Raw genomic sequence first — 18,007 nt, 5'->3', positions numbered from 1 at the left:
ACAGATTTCACAAACTCACGTAAACCTATAATACAACTAGACAATGTATATGCATTGCAATGCCGTAAAACCGGTGTTAATGTGCAATTCAGAACAAATACTCCACTGTGTGGATAGGCAAACAGGCCATGCTCGATGGATTTGCTCAGGCCGTGACATCTGATTGCGCTGCCGACCGCGTGGCGGGTCTGGCCGAACGCTATGGGCGGCTGGAAGGGGCGGTGCTTCTGAACGCGCTGCTGCGCGACGAATTCGACGGCCGCGTCGCCGTGGTGTCGTCCTTCGGAACGGAATCCGCGGTTCTGCTCGCCATGGCGGCGGAGGCCGACCCGTCCTTCCCCGTGCTCTTCGTCAACACGGGAAAGCTGTTCGGCGAGACGCTGCGCTACCGCGACAAGCTGGTGTCCGCGCTCGGCCTGACCGGGGTGCGCACCATCGGCCCGACCGACGCGGATCTGGAGGCGGAGGACGCCGACGGCCTGCTGTTCACCCGCTCGCACGACGCCTGTTGCCATCTGCGCAAGACGGTCCCGCTGGACCGCGCGCTGGAGGGCTTCGACGCCTGGGTGACCGGGCGCAAGCGGTTCCAGGCCGCCACGCGCGCCGCTCTTCCCCTGTTCGAGGCGGAAGAGGGCACGGGCCGCATCAAGATCAACCCGCTCGCCCTGTGGGACCGCGAGCGGATCGACCAGGAATTCGCGCGGCGCAACCTGCCGCGCCACCCGCTTGAGGCCGACGGCTTCCTGTCCATCGGCTGCTTCACCTGCACCGAGCGTGTCGCTCCCGGTGCGGACCCGCGGTCGGGCCGATGGGCCGGCACCGCCAAGACCGAATGCGGCATTCACACCTTCACGAAGACCGGAACCGCACCATGACCGCCGATCTCGACTATCTTGAGAGCCAGAGCATCTACATCCTCCGCGAGGCCTACAACCGCATCGACAAGCTGGCTCTGCTGTGGTCGATCGGAAAGGACAGCAACGTCCTGCTCTGGCTGTGCCGCAAGGCGTTCTTCGGGCGCGTGCCGTTCCCGGTCGTCCAGCTCGACACCGCGATGGAGCTTCAGGAGGTCTACGACTTCCGCGACCGCATCGCCGGGGAATGGGACCTCGACCTGCGGGTGGAGCAGTGCCCGCCGGAAGAGCAGATGGACCAGACCCTGCCGCCGCTGACCCGCGCCGCCGCCCGCAAGACGGAGGGGCTGAAGAACCTTCTGCGCACCGGCAAGTACCAGGGCATCATGGTCGGCATCCGCCGCGACGAGCAGGCGACCCGCGCCAAGGAGCGCGTCTTCTCCCCCCGCTCGCTGGAAGGCGACTGGGACGTGAAGGACCAGCCGGCGGAGTTCTGGGACCACTACAAGACCCGCTTCGACGAAGGCACCCACGTTCGCATCCACCCGCTGCTGCATTGGACCGAACTGGACATCTGGCGCTATTCCAAGCGCGAGGGGATTCCCATCGTCCCGCTGTACTTCGCCAAGGACGGCAAGCGCTACCGCTCGCTGGGCGAGAAGAACATCACCTTCCCGGTGGACAGCACCGCCGGCACCATCGACGAGATCATCGCCGAACTGGTCGTGACCCGCATTCCGGAGCGCGCCGGCCGCGCCATGGACAACGAGGCCGAGGACAGCTTCGAGCGCCTGCGCAGCTCGGGCTATATGTAAGAAGCGGGGATTGGGACCATGGATATCCGGAACGAATTGAACGGCCAGCTCCGCATCGTCATCGTCGGCCATGTCGACCACGGCAAGTCCACGCTGATCGGGCGCCTGCTGAACGACACCGGCAGCCTGCCCGACGGCAAGGTGGAGCAGGTCCACGAAATGAGCCGCAAGCGCGGCATGCCCTTCGAATGGGCCTTCGTGATGGACGCGCTCCAGGCCGAGCGCGACCAGGGCATCACCATCGACACCACCCAGATCCACTTCAAGACGGAGCAGCGCCCCTACGTCATCATCGACGCGCCGGGCCACACCGAGTTCCTGAAGAACATGGTGACCGGCGCCTCGCAGGCCGACGCCGCCCTGCTGGTGATCGACGCCGCCGAGGGCGCTCTGGAGCAGTCGCGGCGCCACGCCTTCCTGCTGCATCTGCTGGGCGTGCGTCAGGTGGCGGTCGCCGTGAACAAGATGGACCGGGTCGATTTCGACCAGTACCGGTTCGAGGCGGTGTCGCAGGAGATCCGCGCCTATCTGGCGGAACTCGGCCTGCACACCTCCACGGTGATCCCCATCGCGGCGCGCCACGGCGACAACATCGTCACCCGCTCCGACAAGGCGCCCTGGTACGATGGCCCGACCGTGGTGGAGGCGCTGGACGCCTTCCGCCCGCAGCAGGCCCCGACCGAGCTTCCGCTGCGCTTTCCGCTCCAGGACGTCTACAAGCCCGACGACCGCCGCATCCTGGCCGGCCGCATCGAGAGCGGGCGCCTGCGCGTCGGCGACACGCTGCGCTTCTCGCCCACCGGCGCCACCGCCACGGTGGTCAGCATCGAGGGGTGGAACCACAGCCAGCCCATCGTCGCCGCCCAGGCCGGGCAGAGCGTCGGCATCACGCTGGACAAGCGCATCTTCGCCGAGCGCGGCCACATCGCGCACCATGAGGAAGGGGCGCCGCACGTCACCCACCGGCTGGGCGTCCGGGCCTTCTGGCTGACGTCGGAGCCGTTGACGGTCGGCAAGACCTACACGCTGAAGATCACGACGTCGGAACACCGCGTGACGGTGGAGAGCATCACCGCCGTCATCGACATCGAGGACCTGTCCAGCACGCCGGCCAAGGCCGTCCACCGCAACGAGGTGGCCGAGGTCGTCCTGCGCTCCCGCTCGCCGATCGCCATCGATCTCGCGTCGGAGATGTCGCGCACCGGGCGCGGCGTGCTGATCGACGGCCACGACGTGGTCGGCGGCTGCATCGTCGTCGAGGTGGACGAGGGTCCCGCCGCGTCAGCCAACACCACCGAGGTGTCGCACACCGTCACGGCGGAGGAGCGCTCCGCCGCCAACGGGCACAAGGGCGGCGTGCTCTGGCTGACCGGCCTGTCCGGGGCGGGCAAGTCCACGCTGGCGATGGCGCTGGAACGGGCGCTGTTCGACCGCGGCTGGCAGGTCTTCGTGCTGGACGGCGACAACGTCCGCAACGGGCTGAACGCCGGGCTGGGCTTCTCGGCGGAGGACCGGGCGGAGAACATCCGGCGCGTCGCCGAGACGGCCAAGCTGTTCGCGGACGCGGGCGTGCTGGTCATCGCCTCGCTGATCTCGCCGCTCCAGGCCGACCGCGCGCGGGCGCGGGCCATCGGCGGCGAGCGCTTCCACGAGGTCTACGTGGCCGCCGACCTCGCCACCTGCGAATCGCGCGACCCCAAGGGCCTGTACCGCCGGGCGCGGGCCGGGGAGATCCCGGAGTTCACCGGCGTCTCCGCCCCCTACGAGGCACCGGAATCGCCGGAACTGACCATCGACACCGGCAAGGTCAGCCCCGTGGAGGCGCTGGGCGAACTGCTCGACTATGTGGACGGCGCGTTCGGCCGGAACGCCCTGAAGCGCGACCGGGTGTAAGGGGCCTTGATTTCCCTCTCCCGTCCCGGGAGAGGGAAGGGGCCCGCGCAAAGCGCGGGAAGGGTGAGGGTGCCGGCTACGGATCAGCGCCTGATCCTTGATCTTACCCTCACCTGGCGCCTTCGGCGCCACCCTCTCCCGGGGCGGGAGAGGGGATTATTAGCCATTTTATTCTGTTAAATGGCTCATTTCATCATTGCGACATGTGCAATTCACTCTTCCTTCCGATAGGAGATGTGCTAAATAGACGGCGTATTTCCTGCGAGGATGGATCAATGACCGCCCTGACCCGACGCTCCGCGATGCTGGCCGTGGCCGCCGTCGCCTCCCTGGCCGCCTTCACCCCTGGCATGGCCCGCGCCGCCGATCCGGTGAAGCTGGAGGTCGGCTACATCCCCATCCTCGCCGCCGCTCCGCTCTTCATCCTGGAAGGGGAAGGCTGGGCGCGCGAGGCGGGCATCGACCTGAAGCTGACCAAGTTCGAATCCGGCCCGCACGCGATCCAGGCGATGGCCGCCGGCAAGATCGACCTGCTCTATGCGGGCGTGGCGCCGGTTCTGGTCGCCCGTTCCAAGGGGGCGGACGTGTCGGTCATCGCCAATTCGGCGGTGGAAGAGATGGTCGTCGCCAGCCGCGGCGAGTTCGCCAAGGCTCTGGGCGGCAAGGCGACCGCCGAGTCCTTCGCCAAGTTCGTCGCCGACACGGGCCGCAAGGTGAAGATCGGCACACAGCCGCCGGGCTCGGTTCCGGACACGGTGCTGCGCCACTGGCTGTTCAAGGTGGTGAAGGCCGACCCGGCCAATGTGGAGATCATCTCCATGGGCATCGAGAAGACGCAGCAGGCCCTGCTGGCCGGCGCGCTCGACGCCGCGACGATCCGCGAGCCGACGGTGACCGTCACCCAGAAGGTCGACCCGAACGTCGGCCTGCTGGCGACCGGTGCGGAGATGTTCCCGAACCAGCCCGGCACGGTCGTTTCCGCCCGCGGCGCGGTCGTGAAGGAGCATGGCGAGGCGTTGACCCGCCTTCTGAAGGCGCACATCCGCGCCGTCGATCTGATCGCCAAGGACCCGGCCCGCTCCGCCAAGGTCGCCAACGAGTATCTGGGCAAGGGTCTGATGGAACCGGCCACGCTGGAGGCCGCCTTCCGCTCGCCGGGCTCCAAGTTCGTCGCCGACCCGCATGGCGTGGTTCCGGCGGTCGAGCAGATGATGGCCTTCGCCAAGGAGATCGGCTCCGCCGAAGGCACCGTTCCGGTGGCCGAGGCGTTCGACTTCCGCTTCTACGACGCGGCCGCCGCGAAGTAAGCGCGATGCGTCAGCCGCTGAAGTTCCACACCTCCATCGCCCTGTCGGCGCTCGGCGTCGGCGCTTTCCTGCTCGCCTGGGAAGCGCTGGCCCGCAGCGGCGTCGTGCCCGCCGGCCTGCTGCCGTCGCCCAGCGCGGTGCCCGGCGCCTTCCTGGCGGAGTTCCGGTCCGGCACCTGGCAGGCGATGGTCCTCGCCAGCCTGTCGCACTATCTGTCGGGGCTGGTGCTCGGCACCGTTCTGGGCATCACCTTCGGCACGGCGGCGGCGACCTGGGGGGTGTGGGACGCCTTCCAGGCCTGGGTGGTGCGCATGTTGCGCCCCATCCCGTCCATCGCCTGGATTCCCTTCGCGATCATCTGGTTCGGCGTCAGCGAGGCGGCGGCGACCTTCCTGATCGCGCTGACGGTCTTCTGGATCAACTATTACGCCACCTACAGCGCGGTGCGCGGGGTGGACAAGGACCTGATCGAGCTGGGCCACGCCTTCGGGCAGGGCGGTCTGATCCCGCGCCTGTTCAAGATCGTCCTGCCCGGCGCGCTGCCGGGAATCCTGTCCGGCGTGCGCGCCGGGCTTGGGCAGGGCTGGATGACCGTGGTGGCGGCGGAACTGTTCGGCATCACCGGCCTGGGCGCGCGCATGTCGGATGCCTCCGGCCTGCTCGCCACGCACATCGTCGTGCTCTACATGGTGACCATCGCGGCGCTCTACGGCGTGTGCGACTTCCTGTTCATGCAGGTTCAGCAGCGGGTGCTGGCATGGCAAAAGTAAACGGCGCGAACATGAACGGGTCTGCCGTAATCGACCTGAAGGGCGTCGCCATCGGCTATGGCGCCGAGGCTCCGCCGGTTCTGGTGGACGTGGATCTGTCCATCGAGCGCGGCAGCTTCGTCGCCATCGTCGGTCCTTCCGGCGTCGGCAAGTCCACCCTGCTGCGCGTCGTCGCCGGGCTGCACACGGCGCGCGCCGGTGCCGTCACCATTCACGAGACGAAGAAGCCGGGCCACCGTCCGGTCAGCCTCGTTTTCCAGGACGCCCGCCTGCTGCCCTGGCGGCGGGTCGCCAAGAACGTCCGCTTCGGTCTGGAAGGTCTGCCCATCGGCACCGCCGAGCGGGAGGAGCGGGTGGCCGCCGCGCTGCGCCTCGTCCGGCTGGACGATTACGGGCGGCGCTGGCCCTACGAACTGTCGGGCGGCCAGCGCCAGCGCGTCGGCATTGCCCGCGCATTGGCCGTCGATCCCGACATCCTGCTGATGGACGAGCCGTTCGGAGCGCTCGACGCCATCACGCGGCATGGCCTCCAGGACGAACTGCTGCGCATCCACCGCGAGACGGGCAAAACGGTGCTGTTCGTCACGCACGATCTGGAAGAGGCCGTGCACCTCGCCGACCGCATCATCGTTCTGGGCGGCAGCCCGGCCCGCATCGTGCAGGACGTGCGCAACGAGCCGGGCCGCGACAGCGGCGGCTTCCGCGAGCAAGTGGAGCAGTTGCGGTCGGGGATCGCGGACAATTACAGCATTTGACGCTGTTGAACCGGGCCCCCTACGACGCCACCCGCCGCACATCCCGTGCCGTCAGGTGGATGTTCGCATCTGGGTCCAGCTTGCGGTCCATGATGCGGGCCTCCACGGCCTTGTCGAAGACCGGGCGGTTCAGGCAGACATACTGCAACGCCTCGTCCGGCTTCGGCAGATGGCCGGCGAGGCTTTGCAGGGCGCGGCGCGGGACGAAGACCCGCCCGTGATACTCCCCGACCTCCACCGCGAACTCCACGGCATCGGCCTCCTCGTTCCAGGACGGGTCGTCGGGGAACACGAACAGCGGCATCGCACCCTCACGCAGAACACATCTCAGTCCAGGATGTAGGTAACATCGTAGCCGCTGCGCTTGAAGCGGGTCTTCAGCAACGTGCCCTGCGCGTCGAACCACAGGTCGCGCTCCACGTCGCCGGAGATGCGGTGATGCTGCGCCGGGACGGCCCGCCCGCCGATGCTCAGCGTCTCATTGCCCACGAGGTCGGTGCGCACCGCATAGGGCTTGCCGTCGATGACCGACAGCAGGGTGGGGCGCGTCAGCACCTCCGGAGTCCACAGCGTCAGGGGCAGGGCGTCGCCGCCGGCCTCTGCCGCCTTGCCGTCCGCGGTCACGGCGTAGCCGGAGCCGCGGCGGACCATCGCCACGGCGTGGGGCGTGCCGTCGTCGTCCGTCCGGGCGCTCATGGACTCCAGGGTCCGGCCCTTCCAGACCTCATCCCGCTTGTGGTCGTAGCGGAAATTCAGGAACAGCACCTTCACGCGGGTCGTGGCGGTGACGGCGACCTTCGTCACCTCACCCTGGTGTTCCAGCCGGACGGTTTCCGTGCCGACCGGATCGTCGTCCATCAGAATGCGGTAAGTCAGCGTGCGCGGGTCGGCGGCGTGCGCCGTGGCCATGGACAGCAGCAGGCCGCCAGCCGCCAGCGCCGCGCGCAGGGCGTGCGTCATGGTTCGTTCCCCCCTGAAATGATGGCGGCGGCTTATGGTGCCGCCGTCCGTTTGAGCCGTCCGTTTGCTTCGCTCAATCGTCCAGAAGCTGAGCCAGCTTCATGGCGACTCCCATGGAGCCGTCCACCTTCAGCTTGCCCATGGTGAAGGCCAGCATCGGGTTCAGGCGCCCGTCCATCAGCTTCTTCAGGTTCTCGGCGGAGATGCGGATGGTGCAATCGGGATCGGTGGCCCCGGCATCCTCCCGCGCGATGGCGACGGGCGTCTCGCGGGCGTTCACCCGCACCGCCTCGCCGTCCTCCAGAGCGAAGCGGACGTCGGCCTTCAGGCTGCGGAAGCTGGTGGAGCGGGACTGCAATTCGCGCAGGATGTCCTCAACCATGGATCGGTCTCTCTCCCCTTGGATTCATGTTTGTCGGTCTTGACAGTATGCGGACATTACGTTTACGTCAACGTCATAACCAAAACGTTCCCGGCGCCCGAACGATCCAGGGAACATCAAATCATCCAAGGGGAGTGAAACCATGCAGAACGCCGCCGCGCCCGGAATCCCGCTGCCCCGCACCGTCCAGCGCCGTCCCTTGTCCTGACCCGCCGCGCAGCCGGGAGGATCGGAGATGACCGAGAATCTTGCGCGTAAGGGCCGCACGGGGAACGACACGCCGGACCATCCCTGGCTGGCCCATTATCCCGAGGGCATTGCCTGGGACCAGCCCATCGCCGTGAGCCCGCTGGCCGATCTGTTCGAGGAGGCCGCCCGCCGCTACGCCAACCGCCCGTGCCTGGACTTCCTGGGCCGCCGCTACAGCTACGCGGAGGTGCTGGGGCTGGTGAACCGGGCGGCCAAGGGATTCGCCGCGATGGGGGTGAAGCCGGGGGTGCGGGTGGGGCTGTGCCTGCCGAACACCCCGACCTACGTGATCGCCTATTTCGGGATTCTGAAGGCCGGCGGCACGGTCGTGAACTACAACCCGCTCTATGTGGAGCGGGAGCTGGAGCACCAGATCGAGGATTCGGGGACCGAGATCATGGTCACGCTCGATCTGAAGCAGATCTACCCGCGGATCGAGGCGATGCTGGACCGCACGCGGCTGAAGACGGTCGTCGTCTGCCGCATGGCGTCCATCCTGTCCCCGGTGAAGAGCGTGCTGTTCCGCGTGTTGAAGCGCAGCGAGCTTGCCAGCATCCCGCAGGACGGGCGGCATGTGGATTTCGACGCGCTGCTGGCCAACGACGGCGCTTTCCAGCCGGTGCGGGTGGACCCGCGGCGCGACGTGGCGGTGCTGCAATACACGGGCGGGACCACCGGCGTGCCCAAGGGGGCGATGCTGACCCACGCCAACCTCGTGGCGAACGCAAGGCAGGTGAAGGCCTGGTTTCCCGGCATGGCGCTGGGGGAGGAGCGGATGCTCGCCGTCCTGCCCTTCTTCCATGTCTTCGCCATGACGGTGATCCTCAACATGGGGCTGGCGGCGGGGGCGGAGCTGGTCATGCTGCCGCGCTTCGACACGCTGCAGGTGCTGAAGACCATCGCGCGGCGCAAGCCGACTCTGCTGCCCGGTGTGCCGACCATGTACAAGGCGCTGCTGAGCCATCCGGACGTGGCGCGCTATCCGATGCGGTCGGTCCGCTACTGCATCTCCGGCGGGGCGCCGCTGCCGATGGAGCTGAAGCGCCAGTTCGAGGAAGCGACCGGCTGCGTCCTGGTGGAGGGCTACGGCCTCAGCGAGGCGTCGCCGGTCTGCGCCTGCAACCCGCTGACCGGCGTGAACAAGGAAGGCTCCATCGGCCTTCCGCTGCCGGGCATCATGGTGCAGATCCGCGCGCTGGACGATCCCGACCGCGTCTTGCCGGCGGGCGAGAAGGGGCAGCTCGTGCTGTCCGGTCCCAACGTCATGGCGGGTTACTGGAACAAGGACGAGGAGAGCCGGCGCACCGTCGTTGGCGGCTGGCTGTTCACCGGGGACGTCGGGATGATGGACGGGGACGGCTACGTCTTCCTGCTGGACCGGCTGAAGGAGCTGATCATCTGCGGCGGCTACAACGTTTATCCGCGCGTGATCGAGGAGGCCATCTACCAGCACCCGGACGTGGTCGCGGTCTGCGTCATCGGCATTCCCGATGACTACCGCGGCCAGAGTCCCAAGGCCTTCGTCCAGATCAGGCCCGGCGCCAGCCTGACGGCGGAGCAATTGAAGGACTTCCTGCGCGACAAGATCTCGCGGATCGAAATGCCGAAGCTCATCGAATTCCGCGCCGAACTGCCGAAGACGGCGGTTGGCAAACTGTCGAAGAAGGAACTGATCGCCGAGAGTTTGCAGAAGCCTGAGACGTGACATGGAGGGGCGCGCGGCTTTGTCTCGCCGCGGCGGGTGTGGTAGGAACGGGTGACGCTGTCCGGCGGCGTGGAGCGAACGGCTTTCGCCATCCACGCCGTCGCGGCGCGACGTGACGGAAGGCGTGCCCCCCACCATGGAACAGCTCTACACGGTCAATCAGTTGGCGGAGGAACTGGGCATCACCCCCCGCGCCCTCCGCTTCTACGAAGTCAAGGGGCTGCTGTCGCCCAACCGCCTGGGCAACAACCGCGTCTACACCAAGCGCGACCGCGCCCGGCTGAAGCTGATCCTGCGCGGCAAGCGGCTGGGCTTCTCGCTGGCGGAGATCCGGGAATATCTGGACCTCTACAACGTGGACGGCGGGGTGGAACAGTTGAAGGTTCTGCAGAAGCGCATCGACGCGCGGCTGAAGGACCTGGAGCAGCAGCGCCAGGACCTGGAGGCGACCGTGGGCGAACTGCGGGAAATCGAGGCCCAGGTGCAAGCCGCGCTGGACGAGCGCGGGGTGACGTCGAAGAGCGCCTGAGCCGGTGCGGTCCCATCCGCCCCGCCGGGCCGGAACCCGGAGGGGATGGGGCATGAATTTGCTGTTTCGCCTGATCGCCGTCGTCGCGGCTGCCCTGGCGGGGCGGGCGGTGGGGTTCCTGGAACCGGCGCGGCTGCGCTTCCGGGTCTGGCCCACCGATCTCGACCTCAACATGCACATGACCAACGCCCGCTACTTCAGCGTCATGGACCTGGGGCGGGTCGATCTGATGCTGCGCTCCCGCATGGGTCGGTCGATCCTGCGGCACCGCTGGCAGCCGGTGATCGGTGCGGCCAACGTGCGTTTCCGCCGCCCGCTGGCGCCCTTCCAGCGATTCGAACTGGCGACCCGCGTGCTGTGCTGGGACGACAAGTATTTCTTCATCGAACACCGGGTGGAAACCGCCGGGGGCACGGCGGCGCTGGCGGTGGTTCAGGGGGCCTTCGTCGTCCGCGGCGCCGTCGTTCCCCCGGCGGATATCCTGGCCGTTCACGGCGAGCATCGGGAATCGCCGCCCATGCCCGATTTCGTGGCCGCGTGGCGCGAACGCCCCCTGGGGATCTGATATGGCGATCTGATATGGCGCCCTGACGCTTGCGCCACGCCGTCCGGCTGCTCTATGGCTGGACGAAACCAGACAAGGCGGAAAGGCAACGGTCATGGGCGCGCACGGAATCGACGGCATCGACCATCTCGTCATCGTGGTCCGCGATCTGGAGAAGGCGCAGGATGCCTACCGCCGCATGGGCTTCACCGTCTCGCCGACGGGCCGGCACGGCGAACTGAAATCGGCCAACCACACGATTATGTTCGGGGCGGGCGACTATCTCGAACTGCTCGCCATCGAACAGCCGCACCCCTTCACCGCCTTCTACAGCGACGTCCTGAAGACCCGCGAAGGCATCGCCGCCGCCGCGCTGAAGACCGGCGATGCCCGCGCGGCGCGGCGCCTGCTGGCCGAAGCCGGCTATCCGGCGGGCGAGCCGGTGGAGTTCGGGCGTCCGGTGGACCTGCCGGGCGGGGCGCAGCAGGCGCGATTCACCACGACACCGATCGACGGCGTTCCGGAATGGGGCGGGCGGGTCTTCCTGTGCCAGCACCACACCCCGGACGTGGTCTGGCGCCCGGAACTTGTCCGGCACGACAACACGGCGACGGGCCTTGCCGCCCTTGTGGTCGCCGCCGACGATCCCGACGCCACCGCCGCCTCCTACGCGCGCCTGTTCGGCACGGCGGTGGAGGCACAGGGACCGGCGCGCGTCGTGCCGACCGGCAGCGCGCCCATCGTGGTGGCCGATCCCGCCGCGCTGAATTGGGGATGGACGGGCGACCCCGCCCTGACGGTGCTGCGCCCCTTCCTGGCCGGCGTGGTGGTGCGGGTGGCCGACCTGGAGCGCGCCCAGCAGGCCCTTCAGAAGAGCAAGTTCCCGACCGTGGTCGGCAACGGTGTGCTGCGCGTGTCCTCCGCCAGCGCCTGCGGCGCCATGCTGGCCTTCGCCAAGGACTTCGATCTGCGCGCCCTGATTCCCTGATCCTGGCCTGTCATAGCGGAATCATATTGCAGGACTGCGTTTGATCTATTGGACAGCGCGCCGCCGCGGGAGCACAGTCGCCACGGATTGATTATGCTGCAACGCAGCAGAGGCGGGCGACGTGGCGGACGGCGATTTCGGCAGGGTGGCGATCGAAGCGGCGGGACAGGGGAACGCGGCGGCGGAGTATCTCGTCGCCGGCACGCCGGCCTACAAGCGGGCAAGCCGAATCCTCTTCGTGGCCGGTTTCTCCACCTTCGCGGCGCTCTATTGCGTGCAGCCGCTGATGCCGGAATTCACGCGGGAGTTCGGTGTCACCCCCGCCCAATCGAGCCTTGCCCTGTCGGTGTCCACCGGCGTGCTGGCCTTCGCGCTGCTGATCGCCGGGGCGGTGTCCGACCGGTTCGGACGCAAGGCCATCATGGCGCTGTCGCTGCTCGCCTCCGGCACGCTGGGGCTCAGCGGGGCGGTGGCGCCGGACTGGGGTTCGCTGCTGGCCGTGCGGGCCTTGGAGGGCATCGCGCTGAGCGGCCTTCCCGCCGTCGCCATGGCCTACGTGTCGGAGGAGGTGGACCCGCGCTCCGCCGGGGTCACCATGGGGCTGTACATCGGCGGAACGGCGTTGGGGGGCATGTCGGGCCGGGCGCTGACGGCGTTGGTCGCCGACCTCGCGTCCTGGCGCATGGCGATGGGGGTGGTCGGGACGCTGGGGCTCGCCGCCGCAGTGGCGGTGTGGTTCGCGCTGCCCGCCTCGCGCAACTTCCAGCGCCGTCCGGCGGGCATGCGGGAACTGACGGCGGCGTGGCGCGGGCACCTGATGGACCGCGGGCTGCTGTCCCTGTTCGCCATGGGATTCCTGTCCATGGGGGCCTTCGTCACGGTCTTCAACTACATCGGCTTCCGGCTCCTGGCGCCTCCCTTCGAGTTGCGTCCGGCGGCGGTCGGAGCCGTCTTCATGGTCTATCTCTGCGGAGTCGTCAGTTCGCCGCTGTTCGGCGGGCTGGCCGTCCGGCTGGGGCGGGGCAGGGTGCTGGCCGCCGCCGCGGCGATGATGACCGGCGGGCTGGCGCTGATGACGCCGGACAATCTGTGGACGCTGACGCCCGGGATCGCGCTGTTCACCTTCGCCTTCTTCGGGGTCCACACCATCGCCTCCGGCTGGATCGGGCAGCGGGCGCCGGTCAACCGCGGGCAGGCGTCGGCGATCTATCTGTTCTGCTACTACATGGGCTCCACCATTGCCGGGACGCTGGGCGGCGTTTTCTGGCACGGGCTGGGCTGGGCCGGGGTTGGCGCCTTCGTCGGCCTTCTTCTGGCGGTCGGGCTTGCGGTGTCGCTGGGACTGGCGATCCGCCGCTGACACCCCAGGCGCGTGCATACCGGGATGTGTGGCTCCTCTTGCGGGTTGCGTTCTCCGACGGCCCATCTCATTCTGGGTGCATCTGCACAACGAGGCGGCCATGGCGCGTTTGACCGTCTACAGCGACACCGACCCATCCGTCGCGGAGCTTTCGTCCGCCGATCCGGCCCTGGTCACCGCCCATCTGGCGCTGGCCGGCGTGCTGTTCGAGCGCTGGGAGGAGCCACGGACCGTTCCCGATTCCGCCGACCCGCGGTCGGTGCTGGACGCCTACGCCGAGCCCGTCGCGGCCCTGATGAAGGCGCGCGGCTTCCAATCCGCCGACGTGGTGCGGATGCCGCGTGGCCTGCCGGACGCGGCGGCCCGCCGCGCGGCCTTCCTGGCGGAACACACCCATGACGAGGACGAGGCCCGGTTCTTCGTGCAGGGCAGCGGCGCCTTCTATCTGCACTTGAACGAGACGGTGTACCGGATCGTCTGCGGGGCTGGAGACCTGCTGAGCATTCCCGCGCGGACGAAACACTGGTTCGACATGGGGGCGGACCCGGAATTCACCGCCATCCGATTCTTCACGCGCCCGGACGGCTGGGTGGCGGCCTTCACCGGCGACGCGATCGCGGACCGCTATCCGAAATACCACCCGGATGAGCGCCCCGCCGGATGATCCGCCCATCGTCCTGACCCCTTTCGCCGCAGCCGATTGCGGGGGGAAACCTGCGCTGTTACAAGCCTTGCGGCACCGGTACCCGACCGGCAGCGCCGCGTCCACGCTTCGGAGGCTCCATGACCACGGACGGCCCTACCGTCCCGAGCACGGGCAACGGCTTCATCGACGCGAGCCATCGTTCGCTGATGGGGCGCGTCGATTCCATCCGCCGCGAATGCGCGGCCGGTGCCACCCGTGACGTCATGGTGCCCCATTTCAACCGCTTCGTGGACGAGATGCGGATGCATTTCGACCATGAGGAGGTCATCATCCGCGCCGCCGGATTCGCCCGGTGGGAGGAGCATGCCAGCCACCACGCGATGCTGGACCAGCAGTTCGGGCGCCTGATCGACTATGTGTGCGGTTGCGAGGTCACCACCGACTTCCTGTGCACGGTGGCGGAGACGCTGGACGCCGCCCTGAGCCGCCATGAAATCCGGCATGACGGAGACTACGCCGCGCTGGTGCGCGACGCTTCCACGGCGCCGGAGGGTGCGGCGCTGATCGTCTGGGACGACGCTTTCGATGTCGGGGTGGGGCCGCTCGACGCGCAGCACCGCCAGATCGCCGAATTGATGAACGAACTGGACGCGATGAGCCGCCAAGGCGCCCGGGCGCGCGAGTCGTTGGACCTGCTGGGGATGCTGCACGACCATGTGCACGCCCATTTCGCCATGGAAGAGGGGGTGTTGCGCCGCATGGCGCCCAGCCGCTTCGTGTCCCACCGCAACCATCACCGGATGCTGGAGAGCCAATTCGCCCGAATCCGGCAGCAGGTGGAGGAGGGGCGGCTCGACACCGGCGTGGCGGTGCGCGGATTCCTGCGCTTCTGGCTGATGGACCATGTGCTCGGCTCCGACCGCCCGACCTTCGCGGAAGCGGGCCGCTGAGCGCCGCAGTCGTTCCGATCCCGGGCCGATCCCGGGCCGATCCCGGCCTGTCATCAAAAAATCACTTGAATCGCCGGGGAAAAAGCGTAATTCATCGGGCACGACGCACTCGCACGTGCCAATGGCCCTCTGTGGTTATGCAACGACGTACCGCGTCCTTTTTGGCAGAACCGGTCATCAGTGGGCCGGTCCCGAGAGGGAGGTAGGCATGTTGGCTCTCCACGGCAGGGCTCTCAGACGGTAGCCCATAGCCGGACATCGACGCTTTGAACCTGCGGAGCTGTTAGCCCGCTCGTGAGCGTTTGACCCGGCTTTTCTCCGTCGCCTTTCACCACAACCCGAATTCCGATCCGCGGCCCTTGAAGCCGTGCCGGATTCCCGTCTGTTCGCTGGACCGCCCCACGCCGGGTGGCCCAGGGTAAGGAGTGCGCCATGGGCTTCATCCGCTCGCGTTCCGCCGTCGCCCCGCTGCGACGCGGCGTTTCCGTCTCCACCCCGTCCTTTGCCGGTTCTTCGGCCATGTCGGGGGCCGTTTCGGGGGCCGTGTCGGGCCGCCGCACCTCCGTCCATCAGGCGGTGGCGATGGCCCGCCCGGAAGAGCCGATGCATTGCATCCGTCCGGGCGTGCTGTCCGACACCGCGGCCAGCTTCGTGGCCGCCTTCGACGCCGCCGTGTCCGGCGACGTGCTCTACGCCGTGAAGTGCAACCCGGAGCCGGCGGTGCTGCGCGCCCTGTGGGCCGGCGGCGTGCGCCATTTCGACGTGGCCTCGCCCGGCGAAATCCGCCTGATCCGCCAGATGTTTCCGGACGCCGTGCTGCACTACATGCATCCGGTGAAGGGCCGCGAGGCGATCCGCACCGCCTACCAGCAGTACGGCGTGCGCGACTTCGTGCTGGACAGCATGGAGGAGCTTCAGAAGATTCTGGAGGAGACCGGCGACGCGCAGGATCTCGGCCTCGTCGTGCGTCTGGCCCTGCCGAAGGGCAACGCGGTCTACGACCTGTCCGGCAAGTTCGGCGCCCCGGCGGCGGAAGCCGTGGAACTCCTCCAGGCCGTGCGCATGGTGGCCCCGAAGGTCGGCGTGTCCTTCCATGTCGGCTCGCAGATGCTCGACCCGTCCGCCTACGAGCGGGCACTGGAACTGGCCGGCCGCATCGTCGCGGAGTCGGGCGTCGTGATCGACGTTCTGGATGTGGGCGGCGGATTCCCCGTCTCCTATCCGGGCGTCACCCCGCCGCCGCTCGGCGACTTCATGGCCGCGATCGCCCGCGGCGTGGCCAAGCTCGACCTGCCGGCCCATTGCCGCGTCTGGTGCGAGCCGGGCCGCGCGCTGGTGGCGCCGGGCGTGTCGCTGGTGGTGCAGGTGGTGAAGCGCCGCGGCAACGAGCTGTTCATCAACGACGGCGTCTACGGCGCCCTGTCGGACGCCGGGGTTCCCGGTTTCCGCTTCCCGGCCCGCATGATCCGTCCCTTCGCGCCGATGGGCGACGAGCCGATAGCGGCCTTCGCCTTCTACGGCCCGACCTGCGACAGCGCGGACCGCATGAACGGCCCGTTCCACCTGCCCGCGGACATCCGCGTCGGCGACTGGATCGAGCTGGGCCAGTTGGGGGCCTACGGCTCCTGCCTGCGCACCGCCTTCAACGGGTTCGACCAGGCCCGCGTGGTCGAGGTTTCGGACGCGCCGCTTCTGGAAACGCCCGGCTACGACCTGAAGAGCTGCGTCGCGTAAGTCCCGCATCGCGGGAAAGCGGTGGATATCCCTAAAAAATCACCGTAAACCATCGTTGGTCCGCCACCCTCCGCCTTTGCAAGAGGCGCGAGGGTGACGGGCTGTATTTTTGTCACGCCAACCACGGGGGACCGTCTTAGATGACCCTGGACACCAAGCACATCACCTTCACCGGCCGCATGGTCATTGTCGGCTTCGGATCGATTGGCCAGGGAGTGTTGCCCCTGATTTTGCGCCACATCGGAATCACGAAGGACCAGATCACCATCGTCACCGCCGAGGAGCGCGGTCATGCCGAGGCGGATGAGCTTGGCGTCAAATTCATCAACCTGCCGCTGACGAGGGAGAACTACGTCCAGGTGCTGGAGCCCATGGTGGGCAAGGGCGATTTCCTGGTCAACCTGTCGGTGGACGTGTCGTCCGTCGCCCTGTTCGAGTTCTGCCACAAGGTCGGCGCGCTCTACATCGACACCTGCGTCGAGCCGTGGGCCGGCGGCTACACCGACCCGTCCCTGTCGCCGTCGCTGCGCTCCAACTACGCCCTGCGCGAGACGGCGCTGTCGCACCGCGCCGCCTTCGAGGGTGGGCCGACCGCCGTTCTGACCCACGGCGCCAACCCCGGCCTTGTCTCGCATTTCGTGAAGCAGGCGCTGCTGAACGTCGCCGCGGACACGGGCGAATCCACGGAGATCCCGAAGGACCGCGCGGGCTGGGCCGCTCTGGCCGCCCGGCTGGGCGTCAAGGTGATCCACATCGCGGAGCGCGACACCCAGGTGTCCAACGAGCCGAAGAAGGTGGGCGAGTTCGTCAACACCTGGTCCATCGACGGCTTCGTGGGCGAGGGCTGCCAGCCCACCGAACTCGGCTGGGGCAGCCACGAGAAGCATTTCCCCGCCGATGGCCGCCGGCACGAGTTCGGCTGCGACGCCGCCATCTACCTGATGCGCCCCGGCGCCTCCACCCGCGTGCGCACCTGGACTCCGCTGGAGGGGCCGTTCCACGGCTTCCTCATCACCCACAGCGAAGCGATCTCGATTGCCGACTACTACACCCTGCGCGACGGCAACCACGTCACCTACCGCCCGACCGTGCATTACGCCTATCACCCCTGCGACGACGCGGTGAAGTCGGTGCACGAGCTGGCCGGCAAGAACTGGTACATGCAGCCGAGCCAGCGCCTGATGATGCAGGAGATCGTCAGCGGCATGGACGAGTTGGGCGTGCTGCTGATGGGTCACAAGAAGGGCATCTACTGGTTCGGTTCCCGTCTGGGGATCGACGAGGCGCGCGGGCTGGTGCCCTACAACAACGCGACCTCGCTCCAGGTCACGGTGGCGGTCCTGGCCGGCATTGTGTGGGCGCTGGAGAACCCGAACCGGGGCATCGTCGAGCCGGACGAGATCGACTTCCAGCGCATTCTGGAGGTCGCCTCGCCCTACCTTGGAGAGTTGGTCGGCGCGTACGGCGACTGGACCCCGCTGCAGGACCGCGGGCGCCTGTTCCCGGAGGATGTGGACCAGGACGATCCCTGGCAGTTCAAGAACTTCCGAGTCGTCTGACATAAGA

18 protein-coding genes are annotated in these 18,007 nt (G+C 67.9%); 15 read left to right on the top strand and 3 right to left on the bottom strand.

Features of this window, described 5'->3' with window-relative positions; all coding sequences use genetic code 11:
* Positions 1 to 152 precede the first annotated feature (152 nt).
* From DS843_RS10530 to DS843_RS10505, 6 genes are all read left to right on the top strand, one after another.
* Complete coding sequence (locus tag DS843_RS10530; protein WP_475849081.1) at positions 153 to 875, top strand: phosphoadenylyl-sulfate reductase; 723 nt, start codon at positions 153 to 155, stop codon at positions 873 to 875.
* The gene (gene cysD, locus DS843_RS10525) at positions 872 to 1,669 is read left to right on the top strand and encodes a sulfate adenylyltransferase subunit CysD (RefSeq protein ID WP_149468834.1); all 798 of its coding nucleotides are present in this window, start codon (positions 872 to 874) and stop codon (positions 1,667 to 1,669) included. The genes DS843_RS10530 and cysD overlap by 4 nt, the downstream gene beginning before the upstream one ends.
* A gap of 18 nt (positions 1,670 to 1,687) precedes the next feature.
* Positions 1,688 to 3,562 (top strand): adenylyl-sulfate kinase, encoded by a 1,875-nt coding sequence (gene cysC / locus DS843_RS10520; RefSeq protein WP_149468833.1) that lies wholly within the window; start codon positions 1,688 to 1,690, stop codon positions 3,560 to 3,562.
* Positions 3,563 to 3,837: 275 nt separating this feature from the next.
* The gene (locus DS843_RS10515) at positions 3,838 to 4,869 is read left to right on the top strand and encodes an ABC transporter substrate-binding protein (RefSeq protein WP_149468832.1); all 1,032 of its coding nucleotides are present in this window, start codon (positions 3,838 to 3,840) and stop codon (positions 4,867 to 4,869) included.
* A 5-nt stretch (positions 4,870 to 4,874) separates the two neighbouring features.
* Positions 4,875 to 5,639: an ABC transporter permease gene (locus DS843_RS10510; protein WP_208852215.1), complete on the top strand. Its 765-nt coding sequence runs from the start codon at positions 4,875 to 4,877 to the stop codon at positions 5,637 to 5,639.
* The gene (locus tag DS843_RS10505; RefSeq protein ID WP_149468831.1) at positions 5,627 to 6,394 is read left to right on the top strand and encodes an ABC transporter ATP-binding protein; all 768 of its coding nucleotides are present in this window, start codon (positions 5,627 to 5,629) and stop codon (positions 6,392 to 6,394) included. Before DS843_RS10510 ends, DS843_RS10505 begins: the two co-directional genes overlap by 13 nt.
* 19 nt (positions 6,395 to 6,413) lie before the next feature.
* On the opposite strand, the gene DS843_RS10500 is transcribed toward DS843_RS10505, so the two are convergent.
* The 3 genes from DS843_RS10500 to DS843_RS10490 form a co-directional block, all read right to left on the bottom strand.
* Positions 6,414 to 6,698, bottom strand: coding sequence for a DUF1488 family protein (locus tag DS843_RS10500; RefSeq protein ID WP_149468830.1), 285 nt, complete (start codon positions 6,696 to 6,698; stop codon positions 6,414 to 6,416).
* A 23-nt stretch (positions 6,699 to 6,721) separates the two neighbouring features.
* Positions 6,722 to 7,354, bottom strand: a complete 633-nt coding sequence (locus tag DS843_RS10495; protein ID WP_149468829.1) for a DUF6134 family protein — start codon at positions 7,352 to 7,354, stop codon at positions 6,722 to 6,724.
* Positions 7,355 to 7,427: 73 nt separating this feature from the next.
* Positions 7,428 to 7,736, bottom strand: a complete 309-nt coding sequence (locus tag DS843_RS10490) for an SCP2 sterol-binding domain-containing protein (RefSeq protein ID WP_149468828.1) — start codon at positions 7,734 to 7,736, stop codon at positions 7,428 to 7,430.
* 235 nt (positions 7,737 to 7,971) lie between these two features.
* Here DS843_RS10490 and DS843_RS10485 point away from each other — a divergent pair, with 235 nt between their 5' ends.
* From DS843_RS10485 to DS843_RS10445, 9 genes are all read left to right on the top strand, one after another.
* Positions 7,972 to 9,690 (top strand): long-chain-fatty-acid--CoA ligase, encoded by a 1,719-nt coding sequence (locus DS843_RS10485; RefSeq protein WP_149468827.1) that lies wholly within the window; start codon positions 7,972 to 7,974, stop codon positions 9,688 to 9,690.
* Positions 9,691 to 9,814: 124 nt separating this feature from the next.
* A complete protein-coding gene (locus tag DS843_RS10480; protein ID WP_475849080.1) occupies positions 9,815 to 10,219 on the top strand; it encodes a MerR family transcriptional regulator in 405 nt (134 codons plus the stop codon).
* 52 nt (positions 10,220 to 10,271) lie between these two features.
* Positions 10,272 to 10,784, top strand: coding sequence for a thioesterase family protein (locus DS843_RS10475; RefSeq protein ID WP_149468826.1), 513 nt, complete (start codon positions 10,272 to 10,274; stop codon positions 10,782 to 10,784).
* 94 nt (positions 10,785 to 10,878) lie between these two features.
* Complete coding sequence (locus tag DS843_RS10470) at positions 10,879 to 11,751, top strand: VOC family protein (RefSeq protein ID WP_149468825.1); 873 nt, start codon at positions 10,879 to 10,881, stop codon at positions 11,749 to 11,751.
* A 121-nt stretch (positions 11,752 to 11,872) separates the two neighbouring features.
* The gene (locus tag DS843_RS10465) at positions 11,873 to 13,111 is read left to right on the top strand and encodes an MFS transporter (RefSeq protein WP_149468824.1); all 1,239 of its coding nucleotides are present in this window, start codon (positions 11,873 to 11,875) and stop codon (positions 13,109 to 13,111) included.
* Positions 13,112 to 13,211: 100 nt separating this feature from the next.
* Positions 13,212 to 13,775, top strand: coding sequence for a 1,2-dihydroxy-3-keto-5-methylthiopentene dioxygenase (locus DS843_RS10460; protein WP_149468823.1), 564 nt, complete (start codon positions 13,212 to 13,214; stop codon positions 13,773 to 13,775).
* Positions 13,776 to 13,894: 119 nt separating this feature from the next.
* Positions 13,895 to 14,707 carry a hemerythrin domain-containing protein gene (locus DS843_RS10455; RefSeq protein ID WP_149468822.1) on the top strand — a complete coding sequence of 271 codons (813 nt, stop codon included), beginning with the start codon at positions 13,895 to 13,897 and terminating at the stop codon, positions 14,705 to 14,707.
* Positions 14,708 to 15,139: 432 nt separating this feature from the next.
* Positions 15,140 to 16,441, top strand: coding sequence for a type III PLP-dependent enzyme (locus tag DS843_RS10450; protein WP_149468821.1), 1,302 nt, complete (start codon positions 15,140 to 15,142; stop codon positions 16,439 to 16,441).
* A gap of 140 nt (positions 16,442 to 16,581) precedes the next feature.
* Positions 16,582 to 18,000 (top strand): homospermidine synthase, encoded by a 1,419-nt coding sequence (locus DS843_RS10445; RefSeq protein ID WP_149468820.1) that lies wholly within the window; start codon positions 16,582 to 16,584, stop codon positions 17,998 to 18,000.
* The last annotated feature ends 7 nt before the right edge of the window (positions 18,001 to 18,007 follow it).

The sequence above is a fragment of the Roseomonas genomospecies 6 genome (assembly GCF_008365375.1).
Lineage (GTDB): Bacteria > Pseudomonadota > Alphaproteobacteria > Azospirillales > Azospirillaceae > Azospirillum.
This window is presented reverse-complemented; position numbering and strand designations above follow the sequence as displayed.